Raw genomic sequence first — 23795 nt, forward strand, 5'->3', positions numbered from 1 at the left:
GTAGTCTGTCCTTCCAAGACTTTGCTTGTGCTTGATGCAAATCAAGGCGTATTGATCGTTGAACCCCGACACTGATGATCCGCAGCCAGTGTCGGAGACCTTCATGCTCGATTTCTTTTACAACCCCGGCGAGCTGGTCGCCCGGTGCGATCAGGGCGTGCTCGACCCCAACTGTCATGCCGACACGCAAAAATTCCATGAGGGTATCGGATCACTGGATCTGCTTCGCGCGTTGCGCGTCAGCCGCCAGAAGCGACGTCCGCTGTCCCTGAACGTGCAGCTACCCTCCAGCCTCAAGCTTTCCTTTTGTTCCCCTCGTGACAGCGCCGACGAGCACCAGGTTATTGAGCAGTACCTCCAGCATCTGGAGCAGGAGATCGACCTCGTCGGTTGCCACCTGGATGCGCAGCAACGGGTGGAACAGTTTCATCTGGGCGGCGGAACACTCACCACTGCTCACATAGGGCGGCTGATGAGTCATCTGCGTAGCCGTTTCAACTTTCTCTTACATGATTGCGGCGACTACAGCGTCGAGGTGGACCTCTATCAAACCGATTGGGCGACCATGGGTGTGCTGCGCGACCACGGTTTCAACCATGTCAGTATCGGCGTTCCGGATTTCGACAGCGACTGTGAAAGGTCGGTGGCCTGTTACCAGAACCCGGCGCCGATCCAGTCGCTCATGGACGCGGCGCGGACCTTTGGTTTTCGATCCATCAACGTCGATCTGGGTTTTGGTCATGCCTGGCAGACGCCAGACAGTTTTGCGTTGAAGCTGGCGAGCATTATCAAGCTGGAGCCAGACCGGCTGATGGTGTTCGATTATGCCCGGCCACCACGGCGCTATCGTCCGGTGCCCGGTGACAAAGTCAGAGCGCCGTGCAGCCAGGTCGATAAAGGCGCGATGCGCCAAATCTGCTTTGATCAACTGCTTTGCGCGGGTTATCACTACATCGGTATGGGGCAGTTTGTCCGGCCCGATGATGATTTGGCCGTCGCCCAGGAGCGAGGCCGGTTGCGCCGTACCTGTGAGGGTTTCTCCCGTCACGGCTATTGCGATCATGTTGGATTCGGTCTGGGTGCCATTAGCCAGATCGACGATTTGTACACGCAAAACACCGACGAGATTGAACGCTATCAGCAGCAACTGGACATGCGGCAATTGCCGACGTCTCGAGGCTGGCGCTTCGAGGCGGGGGAGCAAATCAGGCAAATGGTCATGGAGCGACTGGCGTGTGATCTGGAATTGGATATACGCGCCATCGAAAGACGTTATGGGCTGGTTTTTTCCAGGTATTTCTCGTCGGTCTGGCCGTTGCTGGAGCAATTGAGTCGTGAGGGGTTGATTGAGTTGTCGGACCGCTTCATCAGCATTCTCCCTGCCGGTCGGCCGGAAGTGGATGCCATCTGCAACCTGTTTGAAAAGGATGTGGGCGGTGCGAGGTGTTAACCCATTTGCGAGTTGATTGATCATGAAGCCTTCCTTTGATTTCAATCGCGCCCTGGTCGAAAAGTATGACCGCCCGGGGCCGCGCTACACTTCTTACCCAACCGCGCCACAGTTCCATCAGGCCTTTGCCGTTGACGACTATCAGCGTGCCGCCCGCGAGAGCAACCAGGCGAGCGCGTCGAAACCGCTGTCGGTGTATATCCACATTCCGTTTTGCAAAAGTCTTTGTTACTACTGCGCCTGCAACAAAATCATTACCCAGAAAACCCATCGCGCCGTCGAGTACCTTCGGTACCTCAAGCTTGAGATTGCGATGCAGGCGGCCTTGTTCGATAGCACCCGTAAACTCACGCAATTGCACCTGGGCGGCGGCACGCCTACTTATTTAACCAGTGAACAGCTCGCGGACCTGATGGATTGCCTGCACCAGGCGTTCAACATGGATGACAGCGATGACCATGAGTTTTCCATCGAAGTCGACCCGCGCACCATCAGCACCGAGCAGATCCGGTCGCTGCGCCAGTTGGGCTTCAATCGCCTGAGCTTCGGTGTTCAGGATTTCGACCCCGACGTGCAGGCCGCGGTCAATCGCCAGCAAAGTGAAGAGCAGATTTATGCGCTGGTTGCTGCGGCACGCGAGGCGCAATTCAAGTCGATCAGCGTCGATCTGATCTATGGCCTGCCGTTGCAAACCGTGCAGAGTTTCGACGTCACCCTCGGCAAGATCATCGCGCTGCGTCCGGACCGGATTGCCGCCTACAGCTACGCGCATCTGCCGGAAATGGTTCGCGCACAACGGTTGATTCGTCCCGCCGACATGCCGCCGCCGGAGCGCAAGCTGGAATTGCTTGAACTGACCATCCGCCGTCTGACCGCGGCCGGTTACGTCTATATCGGCATGGATCATTTCGCCTTGCCGGACGACGAGCTGTCGCTGGCCCGGGCCAATGGCACCCTGCAGCGTAACTTTCAGGGCTACTCCACCCACGCCGACTGCGACTTGATCGGCCTCGGCGTGTCCTCGATCGGCAAGGTTGGCGACAGCTACAGCCAGAGCGTCAAGGAGCTGTCTCAGTACTACGCGCGTCTGGACCAAGGCCTGCTACCGGTGCATCGCGGTTACCGCTTGAGCGCAGACGACTTGCTGCGCCGCGAAGTGATCAGCGACCTGATGTGCCACGGCCGTATTACGTTTAACCGCTATGAAATGCGTCATGACATTCGCTTCATCGAGTACTTTGCCGATGCCTTGGCCCAACTGGAGGAACATGTTCGCGACGGACTGCTGCAGATCCACTGCGACGAACTGGTGCTGTTACCACAGGGGCACTTGATGATGCGCAGTGCCGCGATGGCGTTTGACGCCTATCTGGGTAGTGAGCAAAAAGGCCTGTTTTCACGCACGGTTTGAGTCATTGGCGCCTGTCCTCAAGGGCTAATTTCTCAAGTTGATTTCAATCAAGGGCAGGGGGCGCAACGCTCCCTAACATGACCGAAAGCCCTTTTGAAATCAGCGAGCCCATGACAATCCATCCGCCTTCGATACACGGCAACCTGCGCGCCTGGGGCGTCGGGCTGGTGGTCATGCTAATGCTGATGCTCGCCACCTTTGAGGCGGTGCAAGCCAAGCAATACGGCGACATCGAGCAGCAGCGCATCGAGAAAACCTTCCCTCAGACCGATTCCGTTTCCGCCCCCGAAGGCCGGTTCAAGGTGCGCACGCTGTCCGCCGCCGGCAAGGTGCTCGGCTATGTGTTCCAGAGTCTGGACGTGGTGGACATTCCTGCCTACTCGGGCAAGCCGATCAATACCCAGGTGATCCTCGACACTGCTGGTGCGATTCAGGATGCCTATGTGCTGGAGCACCATGAGCCCATTCTGCTGATCGGCATTCCTGAGGCAAAACTTCACGGCTTCAGCGCCAGGTACAAGGGCATCAAGGTCAGCCAGCGGGTGGTCGTCGGCCATTCCAGCGACCCGAAGGCCGTCACCGTCGATGCGATTGCCGGGGCTACCGTCACGGCGATGGTGGTCAACGAGGTCATCATGCGCGCCGCCCACGACGTGGCCGTATCGCTCAAGCTGATCGAGGACACGGGCGGTGTGGCACGCATGCCTGCCACCGTGCGCCAGGACTTTTTCGAACCCGCCACCTGGGAACAACTCACCGGCAACGGCGCCATCCGCCGCTTGAACCTGACCCGTGGCCAGGTCGACGCCGCCTTCAAGGGCACCGACGCCGAAGGCGTGGAAAACGCCGCCGCCGATCAGGTGGATGAGACCTTTATCGAGCTCTACACCGCCGACCTGAATCCGCCGACCATCGGCCGTGCGCTGCTGGGCGACAATCAATATCGCTTCCTTATGCAGGACCTCAAGCCCGGCGAGCAGGCCATTGTGGTGCTGGGTCGTGGGCTTTTTTCCTATAAAGGCTCGGGGTATGTGCGCGGCGGGATTTTCGATCGGGTGCAATTGCGCCAGTTCGGCAACGTCATCAGTTTTCGCGACATGGACCATCAGCGGCTCTCCGACGTCTTTGCCAAGGGCATGCCGGAATTCACTGAAATGTCGATTTTCATTGTGCGCGAGCCGGCCCGGTTCGACCCGGGATCGCCCTGGTCCCTGGAATTGCTGGTGCGTCGTCAAACCGGGCCGCTCAGTGGCACGTTCAGCAGCTTCGAACTGCCTTATCAACTGCCCGAGCCATACCTTGAGCGGCCACTGCCCAGCGCCGAAGAATTGGCCGCCCTCGAGGAAGCCGGTCGGCCGATGTGGTTGACCATCTGGTACCAGAAATCCTTTCAGATCACCGTGCTCGGCAGCGCATTACTGCTGCTGATGGCGATCCTGTTCCTGCAGGACTCCTTCACGCGTCGGCCACGTTTTCTGCACTGGCTGCGCCGAGGTTACCTGGTCTTTACCGTGGTGTTTCTCGGCTGGTATGCGCTGGGGCAACTGTCGGTGGTCAATGTGCTGACCTTCGCCCATGCGCTGTTCGATCACTTTCGCTGGGAGCTGTTTCTCACCGACCCGCTGATCTTCATGCTCTGGGTCTTCACCGCTGCGAGCATTCTGCTGTGGGGGCGGGGCGTATTCTGCGGCTGGTTGTGCCCGTTCGGTGCCTTGCAGGAACTGATTAACGAAGCCGCGCGCAAGCTGAGACTCCCCCAATACGAATTGCCTTTCGCGGTGCATGAACGGCTGTGGGCCATCAAATACATCATTTTGCTGCTGCTGTTCGGCCTCTCCCTTGAGTCGATGTCCACCGCCGAATTGTTCGCCGAGGTGGAACCGTTCAAGACCGCTGTCACCCTCAAGTTCGACCGCCAATGGTGGTTCGTCCTCTACGCGGTGGCACTGCTGGTCATCAACCTCTTCACCCGCAAAGTCTATTGCCGCTACATCTGCCCGTTGGGTGCCGCGCTGGCGATTCCGAGCAAATTTCGCCTGTTCGACTGGCTCAAACGCCGCAAGGACTGTGGCACACCCTGCCAGCTGTGCGCCAAGGAGTGCGAGATCCAGGCGATTCATCCCGATGGCCGAATCAATGCCAACGAGTGCCACTACTGCCTCGATTGCCAGATGACTTACCAGAACGACAACAAGTGTCCGCCGCTGATCAACAAGCGCAAGAAGCGCGGCAAACCGGCACCCATCGCTGTGCAACTGATACCTGTCGTGGAAGTGAGCGCTCTGGAATGAACCCCGCGAGCGCCTGTGCGCTGCGACCGTTTTTATCCCTTCAAGGAACACAACTGATGAACGACACAGAATCCAAGAAAACCACTGAAGTGCCGGAATCGACCGGCCTCAGTCGTCGCGGTTTCCTGGGCACCAGTGCGGTAACCGGTGCGGTACTGGCCGGTGCCACGGCCATCGGTGGCGCGGTGTTTACCCGTGAGACCTGGGCGGCAGCGGCCAAGGACGCGCAACTCAAAACCCACGTCGGGCCGGGCGAACTGGACCAGTACTACGGTTTCTGGAGTGGCGGTCATCAGGGGGAAGTGCGGATCATGGGCATTCCGTCGATGCGCGAGCTGTTGCGTGTACCGGTGTTCAACGTCGACTCCGCCACTGGCTGGGGCCTGACCAACGAAAGCAAACGGATCATGGGCGACAGCGCGCATTTCCAGAATGGCGACTGCCACCACCCGCATTTGTCCATGACTGACGGCAAGTACGACGGCAAATACCTGTTCATCAATGACAAGGCCAACAGCCGTGTTGCGCGTATCCGTCTGGACATCATGAAGTGCGACAAGATGCTCACCGTGCCCAATGTGCAGGCCGTTCACGGGCTGCGCCTGCAAAAAGTGCCGCACACAAAATACGTGTTCGCCAATGCCGAATTCGTGATTCCACACCCCAATGACGGCAGCACCTTCGACCTGCAGGACAAGAACAGCTACACGATGTTTAACGCCATCGATGCCGAGAAAATGGAGATGGCCTTCCAGGTCATTGTCGATGGCAACCTGGACAACACCGACGCCGACTACACCGGCAAATACGCGGCGTCCACCTGCTACAACTCGGAGAAGGCCTACGACCTGGGCGGCATGATGCGCAACGAGCGCGACTGGGTGGTGGTGTTTAACATCCCGCGCATCGAAGCGGCGATCAAGGCTGGCAAGTTCATCACCCTGGATGGCTCGAAAGTGCCGGTGGTCGACGGTCGTAAAACCGATGGCAAGGACAGCGCATTCACCCGTTACATCCCGACGCCGAAGAACCCCCACGGCCTCAATACCTCGCCTGATGGCAAATACTTCATTGCCAACGGCAAGCTTTCGCCGACCTGCACCATCATTGCCATCGCCAAGCTTGACGATCTGTTCGACGACAAATTCAAGGACCCGCGCGACGTGGTGATCGGTGAACCCGAGCTCGGTCTGGGCCCGCTGCACACCACTTACGACGGCCGCGGCAATGCCTATACCACGCTGTTTATCGACAGCCAGGTGGTGAAGTGGAACGTGGAGGAGGCCATTCGCGCGTACACCGGCGAGAAGGTCAACTACATCAAGCAGAAACTCGACGTGCAATACCAGCCAGGCCACAACCATGCGTCGCTGACCGAAACCAGTGAGGCCGACGGCCAATGGCTGATGGTGCTCAGCAAGTTTTCCAAGGATCGCTTCCTGCCGACCGGCCCGCTGCACCCGGAAAACGATCAACTGATCGATATCTCCGGCGAGGAAATGAAACTGGTGCATGACGGCCCGGCCTTCGCCGAACCCCACGACTGCGTCATGGCCCGCCGCGACCAGATCAAGACCAAGAAGATCTGGGACCGCAACGACCCGTTTTTTGCCGAGACGGTGGCGATCGCCGCCAAAGACGGGATCAAGCTGGAGACCGACAACAAGGTCATCCGCGACGGCAACAAAGTCCGCGTCTACATGACCTCGATGGCCCCGGCCTACGGTTTGCCGGAGTTCACCGTCAAACAAGGCAACGAGGTCACGGTGACCATCACCAACATCGACCAGATTGAAGACGTGACCCACGGCTTCGTGATGACCAACCATGGCGTGAGCATGGAAATCAGCCCGCAGCAGACCTCGTCGATCACCTTCATCGCCGACAAGGCCGGCCTGCACTGGTACTACTGCAGCTGGTTCTGCCATGCGCTGCACATGGAAATGGTCGGCCGCATGAAGGTCGAGAAGGCCTGACCGTTGCCCATCGACAGGAGCGAAGCAATGACTGATAGCAAGGGAAACCCGGTGACGGTCATTGCATTTGCGCTCCTGCTGATGTCCGGCAGCGCGCTGGCGGTGCAACCCATCACCTCGTTGCCGCTGCGGGTGGACGCCAATCAACGCTGGCACCTGCCGGTGGGGGAATACCGGGGCTCGTTCAGTGTCGATCAACCGATGCAGATTCTCTGCGAGCCCGGCGCGGTATTTCAGGGGGAGGGGCAGGGCAACGGTGTGATCATCAGCGCGCCGGATGTCGCCATCGAAGGCTGCACCTTTCTAAACTGGGGACACGACCTCACCGCCATGAATGCGGCGGTGTTTATCCAGCCCAAGGCCCATGGTGCGGTGATTAAAGGCAATCGCCTGCAGGGTAAGGGCTTCGGTATCTGGGTCGACGGCACTCAGGATGTGAGCCTGATCGACAACCGCATTCAGGGTGATCCGGCGATGCGTTCGCAAGATCGCGGCAACGGCATTCACCTGTATGCCGTGCATGGCGCCAAGGTCATTGGCAACCAGGTGCGCGACACCCGCGATGGCATCTACATCGACACCTCCAACGGCAACCTGCTGCAGGGCAATACCCTTGAAGACCTGCGCTACGGGGTGCATTACATGTTCGCCAACGATAACCAACTGATCGGCAACACCACCCGCCGCACCCGCACCGGCTACGCCTTGATGCAAAGCCGCAAGCTCACGGTGATCGGCAATCGCTCCGAACAGGACCAGAACTACGGGATCCTGATGAACTACATCACCTATTCAACCTTGCGTGACAACTTCGTCACTGACGTGCGCGACGGCTCGACCGGCGACAGCATGATCAGCGGCGCCGAGGGCAAGGCGCTGTTCATCTACAACTCGCTGTTCAACAGCATCGAACACAACCACTTCGAGCACAGCGCCGTGGGCATCCATCTCACCGCCGGCTCGGAAGACAACCGCATCGCCGACAACGCGTTTGTCGGCAACCAGCGGCAGGTCAAGTACGTCGCCACCCGCTTGCAGGAATGGTCGGTGGATGGCCGTGGTAACTACTGGAGCGATTACCTGGGCTGGGACCGCAACAACGACGGCCTCGGCGATATCGCCTACGAACCCAATGACAACGTCGACCGCCTGCTCTGGCTGTACCCGCAGGTACGACTGTTGATGAACAGCCCCGGCATCGAGTTGCTGCGCTGGGTGCAACGGGCCTTTCCGGTGATGAAATCGCCGGGGGTGCTGGACAGCCATCCGCTGATGAAATCATCCACTCAACCCCTGACCCAGGAGCCCAACTCATGAACGTCATCGACATCGAAGGCGTCAGCCAGCGCTATGGGCATGCCACCGTGTTGCATCAGCTCAACCTCAGCCTGGCGGAAGGTGAAGTGCTGGGTTTGTTCGGTCATAACGGCGCGGGCAAGACCACCAGCATGAAACTGGTGCTGGGCCTGCTCCAGCCCAGCGAAGGGCAGGTCCGGGTGTTCGGTCGCTTGCCCTGCGATCCCCACGTACGACGCCTGCTCGGTTATCTGCCGGAGAACGTGACGTTTTACCCGCAGCTGAGCGGTGTTGAAACCTTGCGCCATTTCGCGCGACTCAAAGGCGCCGCGTCCGCCCAAGTGGACGCACTGCTGGAGGAAGTCGGCCTGGCCGGTGCGGCGCATCGGCGGGTCAAGACCTACTCCAAGGGCATGCGTCAACGGTTGGGGCTGGCGCAGGCGCTACTCGGCGAGCCGCGTTTGTTGCTGCTCGACGAACCAACAGTCGGCCTCGACCCCATCGCCACTCAGGACTTGTATCGGTTGCTCGATCGCCTGCGCAGCCAAGGCACCAGCATCATTCTGTGTTCCCACGTCTTGCCCGGTGTCGAGGCGCACATCAACCGCGCCGCGATTCTGACCCAGGGACGTCTGCTGGCACTGGGGAGTCTACGCAGTTTGCGCGAGGAAGCCGGGTTGCCGACGCTGATTCGCGCCAACGGCCTCAAGCACGCCGGGCCCTTGCAGCAACGCTGGAACAACGCCGGGCACCTCACCGAGCGCTGGGGCGTCGAAGGTCTTGAAGTGGCCGCACTCAATGGCAGCAAGCTCGGGCTGTTGCGCCAGCTGCTCAATGAAGACGAGCCGGCCGACGTGGAAATCCATCAACCGTCGCTGGAAGATATTTACCGCTACTACATGAGCCGGGCCGGTGCGGCGCCAATCGGGGAGGCCGTATGAACGCTGTCTGGAACATGGCCCGCAAGGAATTCAGTGACGGTTTGCGCAATCGCTGGTTGTTGGCAATCAGTGTGTTGTTCGCGGTGCTGGCCATCGGCATCGCCTGGCTGGGCGCCGCGGCCTCCGGGCAGTTGGGTTTCACCTCGGTGCCGGCCACCATCGCCAGCCTCGCCAGTCTGGCGACGTTTTTGATGCCGTTGATTGCGTTGCTGTTGGCCTATGACGCCATCGTCGGCGAGGACGAGAGCGGCACGTTGCTGCTGTTGCTGACGTACCCCTTGGGTCGCGGGCAGATTCTGCTCGGCAAGTTTGTCGGCCACGGGTTGATCCTGGCGCTGGCGACGCTGATCGGTTTCGGCTGCGCCATGCTGGCCATCGCGGTGCTGGTGGACAACGTCGAACTGAGCCTGCTGCTCTGGGCCTTCGGTCGGTTCATGGCGTCGTCGACGTTATTGGGCTGGGGGTTTCTGGGGTTGGCCTATGTGCTGAGCAGTGCGTCGGCCGAAAAATCCACGGCGGCCGGGCTGGCACTGGGCGTGTGGTTCTTCTTCGTGCTGGTGTTCGACCTGGCCCTGCTGGCGCTGTTGGTGCTCAGCGAAGGGCAGTTCAACCCGAAAGTGCTGCCCTGGTTGCTGCTGCTCAATCCCGCTGACATCTATCGCCTGATCAACCTTTCCGGTTTTGAACCCGGTGCCGGCAACACGGGTGTGCTGACGCTTGGCAGCGATTTGCCGATGCCGGGCTCGATGCTCTGGCTATGCCTGTCGCTGTGGGTGGCGGTGCCATTGGGTTCGGCCTGGTTGTTGTTTCGTCGCCGAGCGACATGAATTTTCACTTTGATGGTTTTGGAGTAGTTGACGATGAATGCGTTTTATCTGACGACGATGCGCGCGGTGGCGGGCCTGATGATGTGCCTCCTGCTGACGGCCTGTGACAACCCAGTGCAAGCCACTTACAGCGACACCGCCGCGGCCTTTCATCCCAGTGATGAATGCCATGTCTGCGGGATGATTATCGACGGATTCCCCGGGCCCAAGGGCGAAGTGGTCGAGCGGGCGGGGATCAAGAAGTTCTGTTCCACGGCGGAAATGATCGGCTGGTGGTTGCAACCGGAAAACCATCATGGCGATGCAAAACTGTATGTCCATGACATGGGCCGCAGCCCGTGGAACGCGCCGAATGACGCCCACCTGATCGATGCCAAAGACGCCTTCTACGTGGTCGGTACCCAACTCAAAGGCGCCATGGGCGTGGTGCTGGCGTCGTTCTCAAGTCGCGAGGCCGCTGAAAAGCTTGCCGCTGAACAGGGCGGTCGCTTGCTGCGCTTCAGCGAGATCACTCCGGCGCTGCTGCAACAACACTAACGTCGTTTTAAAAGCCTGATCGCCGTCAAGTCGTTTTTTTGTCTCCTGCTCAAAGATAGGGCTCGCTACGTCCTCAGTGCTGGCATCCGTGATGCCCAGGAGAAAATGATGAAAACCGAGTTTCAAGATCGTTTGGCGGTGGTCACAGGTGCCAGCTCCGGGATCGGCCTTGCGCTGTGCGCCGCGCTGTTACCGCGCGGGGTCAAGGTGCTGGCGATGTCACGGACCCTCGGTGAATTGCCGGCCTTGCAGCAGATCTACGGCGAGCGGTTGCAGTGGTTTGCCGGGGACGTCACAAGTCAGCAAGACCTGAGCGAACTGGCCGAGCGCGCTGCGGCGATGGGCCCCGTGGACTATTTGGTGCCTAACGCGGGTGTCGCCGAGATGGCCGACAGCCTGGATATGCAGGCCTTCCAGCGTCAGTGGGCGGTCAACGGCGCCGGGGCGTTGAACACCCTGGCGGCGTTACGCGGTGAATTGGCGAGCCCGGCTTCGGTGGTGTTTGTCGGGAGCTTCCTGACCGGATCGAGCTTTCCCGGGTTGGCCGCTTGCATTGCCAGCAAGGCGGCGCTCGCGGCTCAGGCGCGGACGTTGGCGGTGGAGTTTGCGAGCTTTGATGTGCGCATTAATCTGGTCTCGCCGGGACCGACGGCTACCTCGATGTGGGATCACTTGGGGTTGAGCGATGGGGAGCTTGACGATGTTGCCGACACGCTTGGTAAACGTCTGTTGCCGGGGCATTTTCTTGATGCGGCGGCGGTGGCCAATGTGATTGTTTTTCAGCTGTCGCAGGGGGCTCGGGGTGTTTTCGGCCAGGACTGGAAGGTTGATAACGGTTACACCTTGGGCTGAAGTCCGTTCGGGGTACATATCCGTTTCTGCGGTAACGGCTACTATTGATTCCGCTTTTACAGCGGGTCACTTGGAAAAGCGCCAAGTAACCAAACGCTTTCGCCCCTGACGTACGGTGCCTCGCCTAGGCTCGGCATGCCCTCGCTCCGGTCCTGCTCCGTGGGCCCGCCGCCATCGGCCATCCATGGCCGGGGGCGGCTACCGCGGCATCCTTGCCGCGGTGCCCACTGCGCAGAACCTGCGCTCGGCCTTCCGACGGGGCAGATCAAGATCAAGTTCAAAAGCCAGATCAAAAGCCAAAGCGAGGCGGCCTGATAGCCGACCTGATGTCTGTCAGGGGCATCGGCGGTGGACCTCTATGTCATGCCCGCCAAAAATCCAACTGTGGGAGCGAGTCTGCTCGCGAAGGCGGACTTACATTCAACATTGATGTCGACTGACAGGGCCTCATCGCGAGCAGGCTCGCTCCCACAGGGGAATGCGTACGCTTGAAGATACAGGCCGGCCGGTAGGCCGCCTCGCAGTGTTTTTGCGGTAGTCGCCCCCTCGAGAGGCCCACGGAGCAGGACCGGAGCGAGTGTATGGCGAGCCTCCGAACGAAAGGGGTAAAAGCGAAACCAATAGCCGCCGTTACCAAAGAAACGGATATACCCCCAAAGCCTAGTGCGAAGTCCCCTCGGCAAACTCAATCTTGTTCCCCACGTTGTACTTGCCCGAAGGCTTGTTCATCGGAATGCGTTTGATCTCCTGGAGGGTGTTGCTGTCGTAGACGATCAGCGCGCCATCGGTGGCCCAGATGCTCAGCAGCAAGTAGCGGCCGTCGCGAGTGAACTCAACATGAGCGGCGGTTTTGCCGGGGACCGGGCGCAGTGTGTGGGCGATTTCCTGGGTCTGTTTGTCGATCAGGTGGATCGCATCGTTGTCCGGCCCGAAGAACACATCGGTCCAGGCATACCGCGAGTTGACATGACTGCGCATGAAAAACCCGGGCCCCAGGGTCGGAATTTCCTTGATCAGTTTCCAGGTCTTGAAGTCGATGACCGAGATCAGACCCTTGCTGATATTCGGCGTGGCGAACACCCATTCACCGTTGCGTTTCCAATAGGTCCCCGAGCCCAAATGCGGCATGCCCGGCAGCGGTATGTCGATGACCACCTTGCCGCTGTCGAGGTCGATGACCTGGCCGCCCTGGGCCTTGCGCGACGTGGCCAGCAGCTGTTTGTAGTCCGGCGAAAAGGAAAAATCATCGAGAAAATCCCCGGCAGGAATCCGCTGGGGTTCGAAATCCGGTGTGCCCGCCCAGGACAGCTCCCAGACTTCCTTCACGTCCTTGAGTGCGACGATGAAACTGTCGCGCGGCGGGGCGGAGTAAACCGCGCTGACCCGTGACGCGGTACCGTTCTGACCGATGGTCGGGATGGTTTTGACCAGCGACAGATCGCGAGCATCGAGCACCACCAGGTTGCCGGGCAAGTAGTTGCCCACCAGCACCCAGCGTCCATCCTTGCTCACCGCCAGGTTGCGGGTGTTAAGGCCGGCGCGGACCTCGGCGATCAGCTTCAGGTTGTGCAAGTCATACAGACTGATCCAGCCGTCACGGGAAGCGAAGTAGACGAAGCGCCCGTCGGGCGAGAACTTCGGTCCGCCGTGCACGGCGAAGTGCGAAGCGAACCGCGCGAGCACCTCAAATCGGTCACCGTCGAGGATGTCGATGTGATGGTCGCCAGCTTCTACCACCACAAACAGGTTCATCGGGTCGGCGCCGTGCTGGGGCGTGGAGGGCAGTTTGCTCAGGTCCGCGAGCATCGAGTAACTGCCGAGTATGTCGTCATTGCTCCAGGTGGGCGGGGTGGCGGGCGGTTGCTGAAGGTAATCCACCAGCGCGTCGATCTGCGCGGGGCTGAACACGTTGGCATAGCTGGCCATCTGGCTCGCGGGGCGACCGTTTTGAATCACGCTGCGGATTTCATCAGGTTTGATCCGGCTGAGGCTCTCAGGCAACAACGCCGGCCCTGCGCCGCCGAGACGGTTGATACCGTGACAGCTCTGGCAATGCTGCTGATAGAGTTGCGCCGCGTGTTCAAGTGCCGGCACTGCTGCGCCGGCCTGGGCCGCACTGACCCCTAACAGGTGGGCAAGTACGATGCGCCTCATATCGCCACCTTGGCGCGACGTAGCAGGGCTTGGGTCGGGTAGAGTCGCGCCGGGTATTCCAGCTGTTCTGCGTCAAACATATCGACCACTGAGCCGATTACCGTCAGTGTCGGAATACCCGGTGGACAATCCAGCGCGAGGGTCGGCAATTGGTGCAGCTTGCCGCGGGCGACGTGCTGGTCGGGTCGCGTGCCGTTGCTGATCAGCGCCGCCGGTGTGTCGGCCGACAGCCCGGCTTCGATCAAGCGTTGAGCGATGATCCCCAGGTTCGACAAGCCCATGTAAAACACCAGCGTCTGGCTACTGTCGGCGAGGCTGCTCCAAGGCAACGACAACTCGCCATCGCGTTGCAAATGGCCGGTGATGAACCGGCAGGAATTGACCAGATCGCGGTGGGTCAACGGTATGCCTGCATAGGCGCTGCAGCCGGAAGCGGCGGTGATTCCCGGCACCACCTGGCAATCAATGCCGCGTTGCAGCAGGTACTCCAGCTCCTCGGCACCGCGACCGAAAATGAACGGGTCGCCGCCCTTGAGCCGGACCACGCGTTGCCCTTGATCGGCGAGGTCGGCCAGCAGCTCGTTGATCTGTTCCTGGGGCAGGCTGTGGCAGCCACTGGCCTTGCCGACGTAATGCCGAGCGCAGGTCAGGGGAATCAAGTTCAGCAGTTCGGGGCTGATCAGCCGGTCGTACACCACGGCGTCGGCCTGCATCAACAGGCTCCAGGCGCGCAGGGTCAGCAGGCGTGGATCGCCGGGGCCGGCGCCGACCAGGGCAACTTCGCCCGGCCGGAACGGCGACTCAAGTGTGGCCGGTATAGCAATTGATGGAGGCATGGGACGTCCTTGGTGCTTCATCAGGTTGGCCGGCCCCAGCCTTTGTCAGGTGGTTGGCCGGACGGGCTATTCAGTGGGTGATGCAAGGGATGTTCGTTGACGGCGTAACACCGATTTCGTCATCGCTGAGGTGGCAGCCGGGGTCCTGGCCCCACAAATCACCCTCGGCCCAGGCTCGCGTGCGGGTGTTGCCGTTGCAGATGGGCAACCAGCGGCATTGCGCGCAACGACCACCGACGGCGCGGGGATGCTCACGCAGGCGCAACAGCAGGGCATCCGGCTGATCCAGCCACAACGTGCGGAACGGCGTGCGGCGGACATTGCCCACCGAGTGCTGCCACCAGTAGGTGTCCGGGTGCACTTCGCCGGTGTTGTCGATATTGGCAATGCCGCTGCCGGAGGCGTTGCCACCCCAGGCGCGGAGCATGTTTTCCAGGCGTGGGTAATGCTCGGGAATACGCAGGGCTGCCCATTGCAGCAGCAGAATGGCATCGGCATCGTTGTTACCGCTGACAAAATCGCTGTCGCGCCCCTGTTGGATGTCTTCCCAGGCTCGCTCAAAGATCAACGTCATGGCCTCGCGGCTCATCTGCTGGTGCGCGTCGAGTTTGCGACTGCGTTTACCGCGACCGCTGTAGTTGAGGTGCGACAGATAAAACTTCTGCACGTCGAACTCGCGCATCAGCGCCAGTAATTGGGGTAACTGCGGATGGTTTTCCTGGGTCAGGGTAGTGCGCAGCCCGACGCGAATGCCTTGTTCGCGACAGAGCCGGATCGCCTGCATGGAGCGGGCGAAGCTGCCCTTGAGTTGGCGGAAAGCGTCATGGGTGGCTTCCAGTCCATCGATGCTGATGCCGACGTAATCGAAATTCGCTGCGCTGATCTGCGCAATGTTCTGCTCATCGATCAGCGTGCCGTTGGTGGACAAGGCCACAAAGAAACCTTTGGCCCGGGCGTAGGCGCTGAGCACAAACAGATCCTCGCGCAACAGCGGTTCGCCACCGGAAAGAATCAATACCTTCACCCCGGCATCGTGCAAATCGTTGATCACGGTCAGCGCGGCGGCCGTATCCAGTTCGTCGCGAAAGACACTGTCGGCCGAGGTGGCGTAGCAATGTTTGCAGGTCAGGTTGCAGCGCCTGAGCAGGTTCCAGATCACCACCGGCGCCCGGTTACTGCCCGGTGGGCTGGTTCTGGGTGCAGGCGCCTGGCCTGCCAGCGCACGCAGGTATTGGCTGATCCTCAACATGCAACTCTCCTTGAGTCAGGGCGTGTTCAGTGCGAAGCGACAGGTAATCGCAAGCCGGTTTTCTTCAGGATGCGGCTGCTCACCAGCATCTCGTCGGCAACACAGGCCTCGCCCAACAAATAGCGCAGGTGCTCGCGGTAGCTGTTGATCTCATCGCGGCTGCGGCCATGCACCATGGCGAACAGGTTGTAGCGCCATCCGGTTCGGCGCGGGCGGCGATAGCAGTGGCTCACGAAAGGCTGCGCGCCGATCAGCGCGCCGAGGCGCGTTATGTCGGTGTCGCGCACATCCCAGACCGTCATGCCGTTGTGGCGATAGCCCAGTCGGTAGTGATTGGGTACGGCGGCAATGCGCCGAATCGCGCCCTCGGCCTGCAAGCGCTTAAGTAGGTCCAGGGTGGATTCGATGCTTAATTCCAGTTGTTCGGCGAGCCACGCCCACGGGTCATCCAGCAACGGCAGACCGGCCTGGGTCAACGCAATCAGACGCTGGGCGAGGGTGTCTTCAGACCGGGAAATACAGACCGACATGGTAAGTCTCCTCCTTAGGCAGGTTGAGCAGGGGCAGGCCGGTCAGGGTTTCGATGCGCTGCAGCGTCTCTGCGATGCCTTCTTCGGTCGCGCAGCCAAGCACGAACCACATGTTCCAGGCGTGTTCGCGTCGGTAGTTGTGCGCCACTTCCGGCAGGCCATTGAGCTGTTCGGCGACGTCATCGAAACGTTCTTCCGGCACCGCCAACGCGGCGAGGGTGAAGGCGCCGCCCAGCCGTTCAATGTCGAACATCGGGCCGAAGCGTGTGAGCACGCCATCAGCGAGCAGGGTGTGCAATCGGTCGAGCAGTTCAGTGCTGCTGCTCTGCAGTTCGGCCGCCAATACCCGCCAGGGGTGGCGCACCAGCGGCAAGCCCAATTGCAAACGGTTGATCAGTCGGCGGTCGAGGTCATCCATGGGTCGGTACTCCGGTGCGCGAGGGCGCAAAACGGCCGCCGCACTGTTTGAAGACCTGGGTGCTGAACAGTAATTGATGGGGCAGGTCGCTCAGTAGATGCTCCTCCAACAACGCCTGGATCTGCGCCTCAACCTGCTCACGTTGACGCCCGTGCACCATGCAAAACAGGTTGTACCGCCACTGCGGCAGGCGCCGGGGCCGTTGATAGCAGAGGTTGATGCCGGGCGCTCGCCCCAGGCGCTGGCCGACTTCGTCAATCAGCGCATCGGGAATATCCAGCACCAGCATGGCGTTGGCGGTAAAACCCAGTGCGCGATGGTGCAGCACCAGGCCGATACGGCGAAACAGCCCTTGCTCGCTCCATTGGCGCATCTGTTCGAGTACCTGGTTTTCGTCAGCGTTGAGCCGTTCGGCGAGAGCCTGATACGGGCGCGACACCAGCGGCAACCCGCCTTCGAGGTGCTGGCGCAACGCCAATGCTTGTTTGGGGTTCAATCCTGGTGTCATGAGTTTTCTCCCAGGGCAAAGCCCAGGTCGATGCGGTAGGCGGTCAACATCGGCAGGTCCAGCGGCATGAGGCCGGTGTCGTCCTCCAGTTCCTTGAGCACGCGGTCGATGTGTTGGCGATCAGGGCCGGTCAGCACAAACCACAGGTTGTAGAAATGCTCCCGTGCGTAGTTGTGATTGACCTCCGGGTACTGACTGACGCGCTCGGCCACCTGTTGCAGGCGGTCGGCGGGCACGGCGAGGGCGGCGAGGGTGCTGGCCCCGGCGCGGCTGTGTTCGAACACCGGGCCGATGCGTGAAAGGGTGCCGGCCTGATCCATTTCTTCCAGGCAGGCCATCACCTGGGATTCGCGGCAACCGAGAATCCTGGCCATCTCCTTGTACGGTGACGGACACAGCGGCATGCCGTGCTGAAAGCGGTCGATGAGTTGGCGGCTGAGTCGTTCAAGGTCCATTTCAATACCCCATTTTCTGCGCGCGACTGCTGAAGAAGATGCCGCTCGGTGCTCTGGCGGGCAGGGTGCTCAGCAGCTTCAGGCGGTATGGATCCCAGACCTGGACCTGATCACCGTCGCGTAATGACAGCCACAATTGGTCGCCGCGTGCGGTGAATTCCATGTGCAGCACCGCTGGCCCGGGGCGCAGATCGGCGACCACGGCGTGGGTTTCGGTGTCGATGACCTGAACCTGATCGTTGTCCGGGTAGGCGAAATTGACCCACAGCTGCCGACCGTCCGGGCGCGATGTGACGAACACCGGTTGGCCGGCCACCGGAATCACGGCGGTCTGCTGCCAGGTGCGTGAATCCATCACCAACACTTGATGCCGGCCGACGGCGGGCACGAAGGCCTGGTTATCGGCGACGGCCCAGCCTTCCAGGTGCGGCATCTTGTAGACCGGGAGTTTCGCCTGACCGCGTCCGTAATCGCCGAGTACTCGCTGCACGCCGCGTTCTGGATGCCAGAGGTCGAGTTGCGCCATGCCGTCTTCACCGAACAGGCCGGCCATGTAATAGCGTCCGTCCGGGGTGATCAAGGCATCGTAGGGTTGCTCACCAATGCCGGTGAAACGGCTGATTTGTGGTGTGCTGCCCTGACTGAAATCGGCGGTCCAGATCTCGCCGGTATCGAACAGGCTGAAGACAAAACGTTGCCCCGGCGCGTCGACCAGGCCGACCACCCGGGAGCGCTTGCTGCCATCGGCCAGGGGCGTGGCCGGAATATCGGCCACCAGTTGCAGGGTGTCGGCATCAAAGACCTTGACCCCGCCGGGCACGTAGTTGGACACGGCGATCAGCTTGCCGTCCTGACTGATGGCGCCACCAATGCTGTTGCCGCCCTGGATGACGCGATGGTCGATACGCCAGGTCAGCAAGTCGATTTTGCTCAACCCGCCGTCGCGCCCGAACACATAGGCGTAGCGCTGGTCACGGGAGAACACTACCGAGGCATGGGACAGATCGCCCAAACCCTCGAGTCGGGCCAGCGCGGTGTGGGTGTCGCTTTCGATGATTTGTACGCTGGCGGTGGCGCGCTCCACGACCAGGCCCAAGTCGCCGGTGCCACGCACTGGTGGCTGAACGCAAGCGGACAACAACAGCCCGGTCGCCGCTGACAGCAGGATTGAACGGATCATGGTGCGGGATATCCCTGGAGAAGTAGATCGACCAGCCAACGGATGTCGCCGGGGCTGAGCAACGGGGCCCAACCGGGCATCGCGGTGCCGGGCCGGCCTTGGGTGACGGTGGCAATCAGGCTGTCCCTGGATTTGCCGGCCAGCGCTGCGCGCGTCAGTTCGGGGCCTAGCCCGCCAGTCAGGTGCAGCCCATGGCAGGCACCGCAGTCCTGGGTCAGCAGGTGTTCGAGTTGCGCCTGACGCTGGGCGTCCGGCGCCGCAACCGCGGTTGCGCAAATGAGGAGGAGGGCCGCCAGAATCACAGCGTGTCGATACACCATCAAGACGCCCTCCTGGCGGTTATTTGAGTGTCAGTACCCAAGTCGCGAGCGTTTTCGCTTCTTCTTCAGTCACCGGGTTGGCCGGCATGGGCATCGGCCCCCAGTTGCCTTGTGTACCGTTCTTGATGTGGCTCGCGAGGGTGTCCACGGCTCCGGGTACGCCAGCGTTCTTGGCCGCTACATCCTTGAGCGCAGGGCCGACAATCTTGGTGTCGATGGAATGACAGGCTGCGCAGGGTTTGCTCTTGAACAGCTCCAGCGCGTCTTGGGCCATGGCCGGTTGCACACTCAGCGCAGCGGTCAGGGCGAACAGTGAAAACAGAGTATTTTTCATGGTGTTTCCTTGCATTGATGGAGCTCAATAGATGTCGTGTTGGGTGTTGTAGACGTTGAACTTTCCGGTGGGTGTGATCAGTCGCTTGTCCTTGATGACTGACTTGAGCTTCAGTGTTTTGTCGTCGATCACCACCAGCGCCGACTCGTCTGCCTGGCCACTCCACACGGAGAACCAGACTTCATCGCCGGCCTTGTTGTATTCCGGTTGCACGACGCGCATGGCGCCTTGCTTGATGCCCGCGTATTCAGCGATGGGCAGCACGGTGTAGCCGGCGTCGAGTTTGTCGAGGTTGAACACCGCCACTGACTGGCTGAGTTTTGTATCCGGGTTGAGGGTGGTATCGACGTACAGATGACGGGAGTTGGGATGGGTTTTGATGAACAGCGATCCACCGCCCTGACCCTTGAGCGAGGCGACCTGCTTCCAGGCGTATTGCGGGTGTTTTGTCGGGTCGGTGCCGATCAGCGAGATGCCGTCATCACCCAGATGGCTGGTGGCCCAGACCGGGCCATAGGTCGGGTGGTTGAAGTTGGCGCCGCGACCCGGGTGAGGGGTTTTGCCGACGTCCACCAGTGCGGTCAACTTGCGCTCCTTGGAGTCGATCACGGCGACCTTGTTGGAGTTGTTGGCGGCGGTCATGAAGTAGCGGTGCGTGCTGTCCCAACCGCCGTCATGCAGGAACGGCGCGGCATCGATGTAGGTGACAGTGAGGTTTTTGATGTCCTGGTAATTGACCAGCATGACCTTGCCGGTTTCCTTGACGTTGACGATGAACTCCGGCCATTCATGGGAGGCGATGATCGCTGCGACCCGAGGCTCGGGGTGATATTCCTGTTTGTCGACGGTCATGCCGCGGGTCGAAACGATCTGCTTCGGCTCCAGGGTTTCGCCATCCATGATGGTGAACTGCGGCGGCCAATAAGAACCGGCGATGGTGTATTTGTCTTCGTAGCCTTTGAACTTGGAGGTCTCGACCGAGCGCGCCTCGATGCCCACTTTGACTTCGGCGACCTTGGTCGGCTCCACCGGCCACAGGTCGATCATGTCGATCCGGGCGTCTCGACCGATCACCAGCAGGTAGCGGCCTGAGGCAGAGATCCGCGAGATGTGCACCGCGTAACCGGTCTCGATGAGTTTGACGATCTTCTTGCTGTCACCGTCGACCAGGGCGATCTTGCCGTCATCGCGCAACGTCACCGAAAACAGGTTCGGCAGGTTGAGTTTGCTCAGCTGCTTCTTCGGACGATCTTCGGGTTTGACCAACACTTTCCAGGTTTTCAGCGTCTCGGCCATGCCCCATTCCGGTGGCGTCGGCGGCGTGTGCTGAATGAACTTGGCCATGACCGTGATCTGATCCTTGGTCAGCGCATTGGACGTCCCCCAGTTCGGCATGCCCGCCGGTGACCCGTAGGTAATCAAGGCTTCCAGATATGGTTGCCCGCGGCTTTGGGTAATGTCCGGCGTCAGCGGTTTGCCCGTGGCTCCTTTGCGCAAAACGCCGTGGCAGCCTGCGCAGCGCTGGAAATAGATTTCCTTGGATGAGTCGAACTCGGCCTGGCTCATGTCGGGAGCGCCAGCAGTTTTAACCATGGGCAGGTTGGCCACCACTGCGGCGGGCTCTTCAGCGCTGGCGGCATGACCCACCACCAGGGCCAGTGACGAACACAATGCAGCGCGGGTCAGGGCAAACGTTTTTCTATTGCTGATCAGCATTCCATTTCTCCTCAGGCAAGACCTTTGCGATGTGCTGAAACGGCAGCACAGAACGCAGGTTCTTAGTGCCGTGCAAGGCTATGCCCGAGCAGGCCAATGTTCGCTTGACGACGATCAAGTTTGCCGGCCATCTCACTTGCCAGGTTGTCGCAGGGGCCCGTAGCGTGTTCCTTGAATCCGCTTTTGGAACAGGCAGCCCATGGACCGTAACCCGTCTTGCGAACCCTTCTATCAACCGCTCAACAATGAGGAGGCGCTGTTCGAGCAAGCCTGGCGACACGGCATGCCGGTGCTGATCAAAGGCCCGACGGGATGCGGCAAGACCCGCTTTGTCCAGCACATGGCCCATCGGCTGAAACTGCCGCTGTACACCGTGGCTTGCCATGACGATCTGAGCGCGGCCGACCTGATCGGACGCCACCTGATCGGTGCCCAGGGCACCTGGTGGCAGGACGGACCGCTGACCCGCGCGGTGCGTGAAGGCGGCATCTGTTACCTCGACGAAGTGGTCGAGGCGCGTCAGGACACCGTGGTGGTGTTGCATCCATTGGCCGATGATCGTCGTGAACTGTTCCTGGAACGCACCGGCGAAGTGCTGAAGGCGCCGCCGTCCTTCATGCTGGTGGTCTCCTACAACCCCGGTTACCAGAACCTGCTCAAAGGCATGAAACCCAGCACCCGCCAACGTTTCGTGGCGATGCGTTTCGGCTATCCGCCGGTGGCCGACGAAGAACGTATCGTGGCCCGGGAAGCCCAGGTGGACACCGCGCTGGCGGCGCAAGTGGTGCGGTTGGGCCAGGCGCTGCGCCGGCTCGATCAACATGATCTGGAAGAGGTCGCCTCAACGCGGCTGCTGATCTTTACCGCGCGCATGATCCGCTCCGGCATGAGCCCGCGTGAGGCCTGCATGGCCTGCCTGGCCGAGCCGCTGAGCGACGATCCGTTGACCGTTGCCGCGCTGATGGACGTGGTTGATGTCCACTTCGGCTGAGTCCGCGGGCGTCTTGCGCCGTCACTTGCCGGGCGATCTGGCGATGTGGTTTTTCATTCTGGCCGAGCTGTCGGTGTTCGCCATCCTGATCCTGGCGTTCGCCGTGACCCAAGCGCTCAAACCGCAGATGTTCAGTGAAAGCCGCCTGTTGCTGAACACCTCAACCGGGTTGGCGATGACCCTGAGCCTGCTCACTGCGGGGCTGTTCGCCGCGTTGGCGCAAGAGCAAGTCAGGCACTCGCGGCCGCGTCACGGTGCGGTCTTCCTGCTGATGGCGTTACTCGCCGCCAGTGTCTACGTGGTGCTGAAACTCACGGAATATCGGCACTTGCTCGCCTCGGGGCTGGGCATGGAGCACAACACCTTTTTCACCCTCTACTGGATCCTCACCGGTTTTCATTTTCTCCACGTACTGCTCGGCATGGTCATTCTCGGGTGGCTCGCGGAGCGCTGTCGCCGTGGCTTGTACGACGCCAGCAAGCGCAGCGGGTTTGAATCCGGCGTGCTCTATTGGCACATGGTCGATCTGATCTGGGTCATGCTGTTTCCGCTGGTCTACGTGCTGAGTTGACGAGGTTCTCATGTCTGTTTCCAGGGTATTGCTCGTCTGTTGGGCGGCGCTTGCCACGTTAAGTGTGTGCACGGTGGTGTTGGCCCACGTTGGCGCGACATCGCTGCTGTCGATGGCCATCTTGCTGGTGGCGGTGGGCAAGGCGTGGCTGATTACCGACGGCTTCATGGAGATGCGCCACGCACCGCGACTGTGGCGCCGGTTGATGTTGAGCTGGGCGCTGGTGTTGGCGACGGTTGTAGGCCTGACGCTGGAGGTGGTCCGCTGAAGGAATACAGCCCGTAAAACAGCACAACTTTTAACGTGGGAGCGAGCCTGCTCGCGAAGGAGCCGTCACATTCAACATCCAAGTTGACTGACACTCTGCCTTTGCGAGCAGGCTCGCTCCCACATTCGATCTGCGTTGTCAGTAATACCCGACCAAAACCATCTGACTTTCTTGATCGCCATCAAGCAGGTTCCAACCCTTCGCTTCCTATCATGGACGGGCCAAGCAAAGAGGAAGCGACCATGTCAGAGACCTTCACCAAAGGCATGGCCAGGAATATCTATTTCGGGGGAAGCATCTTCTTCTTCCTGATATTCCTGGCCTTGACCTATCACACGGAACAGACCTTTCCGGCCCGCAGCAATGAGGCGCAGCTCACCGAATCCGTGGTGCGCGGAAAGTTGGTCTGGGAGCAAAACAATTGCATCGGCTGCCACACGCTGCTGGGCGAGGGCGCCTACTTTGCGCCTGAGCTGGGCAACGTGTTCCAGCGGCGCGGTGGGGAAGCGGGCTTCAAACCCTTTCTGCATGCCTGGATGAAAATGCAGCCACTGGGTGTACCCGGCCGGCGCGCGATGCCGCAGTTCAAGTTGAGTGACCAGGAGGTGGATGACATCGCCGAGTTCCTCAAATGGAGCTCGAACATCAACACCAATGGCTGGCCGCCAAACAAGGAGGGCTAAG

24 protein-coding genes are annotated in these 23795 nt (G+C 60.6%); 13 read left to right on the forward strand and 11 right to left on the reverse strand.

Features of this window, described 5'->3' with window-relative positions; genetic code table 11:
- Positions 1-103 precede the first annotated feature (103 nt).
- The 9 genes from FHL16_RS12925 to FHL16_RS12965 all read left to right on the forward strand — a co-directional run bounded on the left by FHL16_RS12925 (position 104) and on the right by FHL16_RS12965 (position 11581).
- On the forward strand, positions 104-1450 hold the full coding sequence (locus FHL16_RS12925; protein ID WP_077748413.1) for a coproporphyrinogen III oxidase: 1347 nt from the start codon (positions 104-106) through the stop codon (positions 1448-1450).
- A 22-nt stretch (positions 1451-1472) separates the two neighbouring features.
- On the forward strand, positions 1473-2861 hold the full coding sequence (hemN, locus tag FHL16_RS12930) for an oxygen-independent coproporphyrinogen III oxidase (RefSeq protein ID WP_077748414.1): 1389 nt from the start codon (positions 1473-1475) through the stop codon (positions 2859-2861).
- Between the two features lie 77 nt (positions 2862-2938).
- Positions 2939-5152: a transcriptional regulator NosR gene (nosR, locus tag FHL16_RS12935; RefSeq protein ID WP_077748415.1), complete on the forward strand. Its 2214-nt coding sequence runs from the start codon at positions 2939-2941 to the stop codon at positions 5150-5152.
- 53 nt (positions 5153-5205) lie between these two features.
- Positions 5206-7128, forward strand: coding sequence for a TAT-dependent nitrous-oxide reductase (gene nosZ / locus FHL16_RS12940; RefSeq protein ID WP_371917151.1), 1923 nt, complete (start codon positions 5206-5208; stop codon positions 7126-7128).
- 27 nt (positions 7129-7155) lie between these two features.
- Positions 7156-8445, forward strand: a complete 1290-nt coding sequence (locus tag FHL16_RS12945; RefSeq protein WP_077748417.1) for a nitrous oxide reductase family maturation protein NosD — start codon at positions 7156-7158, stop codon at positions 8443-8445.
- A complete protein-coding gene (locus FHL16_RS12950; RefSeq protein WP_010460143.1) occupies positions 8442-9365 on the forward strand; it encodes an ABC transporter ATP-binding protein in 924 nt (307 codons plus the stop codon). The genes FHL16_RS12945 and FHL16_RS12950 overlap by 4 nt, the downstream gene beginning before the upstream one ends.
- A complete protein-coding gene (locus tag FHL16_RS12955; protein WP_010460145.1) occupies positions 9362-10192 on the forward strand; it encodes an ABC transporter permease in 831 nt (276 codons plus the stop codon). Before FHL16_RS12950 ends, FHL16_RS12955 begins: the two co-directional genes overlap by 4 nt.
- Before the next feature lie 33 nt (positions 10193-10225).
- Positions 10226-10729, forward strand: coding sequence for a nitrous oxide reductase accessory protein NosL (locus FHL16_RS12960; RefSeq protein ID WP_010460147.1), 504 nt, complete (start codon positions 10226-10228; stop codon positions 10727-10729).
- Between the two features lie 108 nt (positions 10730-10837).
- On the forward strand, positions 10838-11581 hold the full coding sequence (locus FHL16_RS12965; protein ID WP_077748418.1) for an SDR family NAD(P)-dependent oxidoreductase: 744 nt from the start codon (positions 10838-10840) through the stop codon (positions 11579-11581).
- A 660-nt stretch (positions 11582-12241) separates the two neighbouring features.
- Here FHL16_RS12965 and FHL16_RS12970 read toward each other — a convergent pair.
- The 11 genes from FHL16_RS12970 to nirS form a co-directional block, all read right to left on the reverse strand.
- Positions 12242-13735 (reverse strand): nitrite reductase, encoded by a 1494-nt coding sequence (locus FHL16_RS12970; RefSeq protein ID WP_077748419.1) that lies wholly within the window; start codon positions 13733-13735, stop codon positions 12242-12244.
- On the reverse strand, positions 13732-14571 hold the full coding sequence (gene cobA, locus FHL16_RS12975) for a uroporphyrinogen-III C-methyltransferase (protein ID WP_077748420.1): 840 nt from the start codon (positions 14569-14571) through the stop codon (positions 13732-13734). Before cobA ends, FHL16_RS12970 begins: the two co-directional genes overlap by 4 nt.
- 70 nt (positions 14572-14641) lie before the next feature.
- Positions 14642-15820 carry a heme d1 biosynthesis radical SAM protein NirJ gene (gene nirJ, locus FHL16_RS12980; protein WP_077748421.1) on the reverse strand — a complete coding sequence of 393 codons (1179 nt, stop codon included), beginning with the start codon at positions 15818-15820 and terminating at the stop codon, positions 14642-14644.
- Positions 15821-15846: 26 nt separating this feature from the next.
- Positions 15847-16350, reverse strand: coding sequence for a siroheme decarboxylase subunit beta (gene ahbB, locus FHL16_RS12985; RefSeq protein WP_077748422.1), 504 nt, complete (start codon positions 16348-16350; stop codon positions 15847-15849).
- Positions 16325-16768, reverse strand: coding sequence for an Lrp/AsnC family transcriptional regulator (locus FHL16_RS12990; RefSeq protein ID WP_010460162.1), 444 nt, complete (start codon positions 16766-16768; stop codon positions 16325-16327). The genes ahbB (FHL16_RS12985) and FHL16_RS12990 overlap by 26 nt, the downstream gene beginning before the upstream one ends.
- Positions 16761-17276, reverse strand: coding sequence for a siroheme decarboxylase subunit beta (gene ahbB, locus FHL16_RS12995; protein ID WP_077748423.1), 516 nt, complete (start codon positions 17274-17276; stop codon positions 16761-16763). Before ahbB (FHL16_RS12995) ends, FHL16_RS12990 begins: the two co-directional genes overlap by 8 nt.
- Complete coding sequence (locus tag FHL16_RS13000) at positions 17273-17731, reverse strand: Lrp/AsnC family transcriptional regulator (RefSeq protein WP_077748424.1); 459 nt, start codon at positions 17729-17731, stop codon at positions 17273-17275. Before FHL16_RS13000 ends, ahbB (FHL16_RS12995) begins: the two co-directional genes overlap by 4 nt.
- A gap of 1 nt (position 17732) precedes the next feature.
- The gene (locus FHL16_RS13005; RefSeq protein WP_077748425.1) at positions 17733-18911 is read right to left on the reverse strand and encodes a cytochrome D1 domain-containing protein; all 1179 of its coding nucleotides are present in this window, start codon (positions 18909-18911) and stop codon (positions 17733-17735) included.
- On the reverse strand, positions 18908-19231 hold the full coding sequence (locus tag FHL16_RS13010; RefSeq protein ID WP_017338897.1) for a c-type cytochrome: 324 nt from the start codon (positions 19229-19231) through the stop codon (positions 18908-18910). Before FHL16_RS13010 ends, FHL16_RS13005 begins: the two co-directional genes overlap by 4 nt.
- Positions 19232-19250: 19 nt before the next feature.
- Complete coding sequence (locus tag FHL16_RS13015) at positions 19251-19565, reverse strand: c-type cytochrome (RefSeq protein ID WP_042932083.1); 315 nt, start codon at positions 19563-19565, stop codon at positions 19251-19253.
- 24 nt (positions 19566-19589) lie between these two features.
- On the reverse strand, positions 19590-21281 hold the full coding sequence (gene nirS / locus FHL16_RS13020) for a nitrite reductase (RefSeq protein ID WP_077748426.1): 1692 nt from the start codon (positions 21279-21281) through the stop codon (positions 19590-19592).
- Positions 21282-21480: 199 nt separating this feature from the next.
- On the opposite strand from nirS, the gene FHL16_RS13025 reads away from it, so the two are divergent.
- From FHL16_RS13025 to FHL16_RS13040, 4 genes are all read left to right on the forward strand, one after another.
- Positions 21481-22272 carry a CbbQ/NirQ/NorQ/GpvN family protein gene (locus FHL16_RS13025; RefSeq protein WP_010460176.1) on the forward strand — a complete coding sequence of 264 codons (792 nt, stop codon included), beginning with the start codon at positions 21481-21483 and terminating at the stop codon, positions 22270-22272.
- Positions 22256-22843, forward strand: coding sequence for a cytochrome c oxidase subunit 3 (locus tag FHL16_RS13030; protein ID WP_077748427.1), 588 nt, complete (start codon positions 22256-22258; stop codon positions 22841-22843). The genes FHL16_RS13025 and FHL16_RS13030 overlap by 17 nt, the downstream gene beginning before the upstream one ends.
- Positions 22844-22853: 10 nt before the next feature.
- Positions 22854-23111 (forward strand): cytochrome C oxidase subunit IV family protein, encoded by a 258-nt coding sequence (locus tag FHL16_RS13035; RefSeq protein WP_077748428.1) that lies wholly within the window; start codon positions 22854-22856, stop codon positions 23109-23111.
- Between the two features lie 242 nt (positions 23112-23353).
- Positions 23354-23794, forward strand: coding sequence for a c-type cytochrome (locus tag FHL16_RS13040; protein ID WP_010460184.1), 441 nt, complete (start codon positions 23354-23356; stop codon positions 23792-23794).
- Position 23795 lies beyond the last annotated feature (1 nt).

Source organism: Pseudomonas sp. FSL W5-0299, from assembly GCF_005930655.1.
Classification (GTDB): domain Bacteria; phylum Pseudomonadota; class Gammaproteobacteria; order Pseudomonadales; family Pseudomonadaceae; genus Aquipseudomonas; species Aquipseudomonas mandelii.

Bases quoted from the DNA above. Each gene is read 5' to 3' on its own strand.
- FHL16_RS12925 (WP_077748413.1), top strand. From the start codon at position 104: ATGCTCGATTTCTTTTACAACCCCGGCGAGCTGGTCGCCCGGTGCGAT.
- hemN (WP_077748414.1), top strand. From the start codon at position 1,473: ATGAAGCCTTCCTTTGATTTCAATCGCGCCCTGGTCGAAAAGTATGAC.
- nosR (WP_077748415.1), top strand. From the start codon at position 2,939: ATGACCGAAAGCCCTTTTGAAATCAGCGAGCCCATGACAATCCATCCG.
- FHL16_RS12945 (WP_077748417.1), top strand. From the start codon at position 7,156: ATGACTGATAGCAAGGGAAACCCGGTGACGGTCATTGCATTTGCGCTC.
- FHL16_RS12950 (WP_010460143.1), top strand. From the start codon at position 8,442: ATGAACGTCATCGACATCGAAGGCGTCAGCCAGCGCTATGGGCATGCC.
- FHL16_RS12955 (WP_010460145.1), top strand. From the start codon at position 9,362: ATGAACGCTGTCTGGAACATGGCCCGCAAGGAATTCAGTGACGGTTTG.
- FHL16_RS12960 (WP_010460147.1), top strand. From the start codon at position 10,226: ATGAATGCGTTTTATCTGACGACGATGCGCGCGGTGGCGGGCCTGATG.
- FHL16_RS12965 (WP_077748418.1), top strand. From the start codon at position 10,838: ATGAAAACCGAGTTTCAAGATCGTTTGGCGGTGGTCACAGGTGCCAGC.
- FHL16_RS12970 (WP_077748419.1), bottom strand. From the start codon at position 13,735: ATGAGGCGCATCGTACTTGCCCACCTGTTAGGGGTCAGTGCGGCCCAG.
- cobA (WP_077748420.1), bottom strand. From the start codon at position 14,571: ATGCCTCCATCAATTGCTATACCGGCCACACTTGAGTCGCCGTTCCGG.
- nirJ (WP_077748421.1), bottom strand. From the start codon at position 15,820: ATGTTGAGGATCAGCCAATACCTGCGTGCGCTGGCAGGCCAGGCGCCT.
- ahbB (WP_077748422.1), bottom strand. From the start codon at position 16,350: ATGTCGGTCTGTATTTCCCGGTCTGAAGACACCCTCGCCCAGCGTCTG.
- FHL16_RS12990 (WP_010460162.1), bottom strand. From the start codon at position 16,768: ATGGATGACCTCGACCGCCGACTGATCAACCGTTTGCAATTGGGCTTG.
- ahbB (WP_077748423.1), bottom strand. From the start codon at position 17,276: ATGACACCAGGATTGAACCCCAAACAAGCATTGGCGTTGCGCCAGCAC.
- FHL16_RS13000 (WP_077748424.1), bottom strand. From the start codon at position 17,731: ATGGACCTTGAACGACTCAGCCGCCAACTCATCGACCGCTTTCAGCAC.
- FHL16_RS13005 (WP_077748425.1), bottom strand. From the start codon at position 18,911: ATGATCCGTTCAATCCTGCTGTCAGCGGCGACCGGGCTGTTGTTGTCC.
- FHL16_RS13010 (WP_017338897.1), bottom strand. From the start codon at position 19,231: ATGGTGTATCGACACGCTGTGATTCTGGCGGCCCTCCTCCTCATTTGC.
- FHL16_RS13015 (WP_042932083.1), bottom strand. From the start codon at position 19,565: ATGAAAAATACTCTGTTTTCACTGTTCGCCCTGACCGCTGCGCTGAGT.
- nirS (WP_077748426.1), bottom strand. From the start codon at position 21,281: ATGCTGATCAGCAATAGAAAAACGTTTGCCCTGACCCGCGCTGCATTG.
- FHL16_RS13025 (WP_010460176.1), top strand. From the start codon at position 21,481: ATGGACCGTAACCCGTCTTGCGAACCCTTCTATCAACCGCTCAACAAT.
- FHL16_RS13030 (WP_077748427.1), top strand. From the start codon at position 22,256: ATGTCCACTTCGGCTGAGTCCGCGGGCGTCTTGCGCCGTCACTTGCCG.
- FHL16_RS13035 (WP_077748428.1), top strand. From the start codon at position 22,854: ATGTCTGTTTCCAGGGTATTGCTCGTCTGTTGGGCGGCGCTTGCCACG.
- FHL16_RS13040 (WP_010460184.1), top strand. From the start codon at position 23,354: ATGTCAGAGACCTTCACCAAAGGCATGGCCAGGAATATCTATTTCGGG.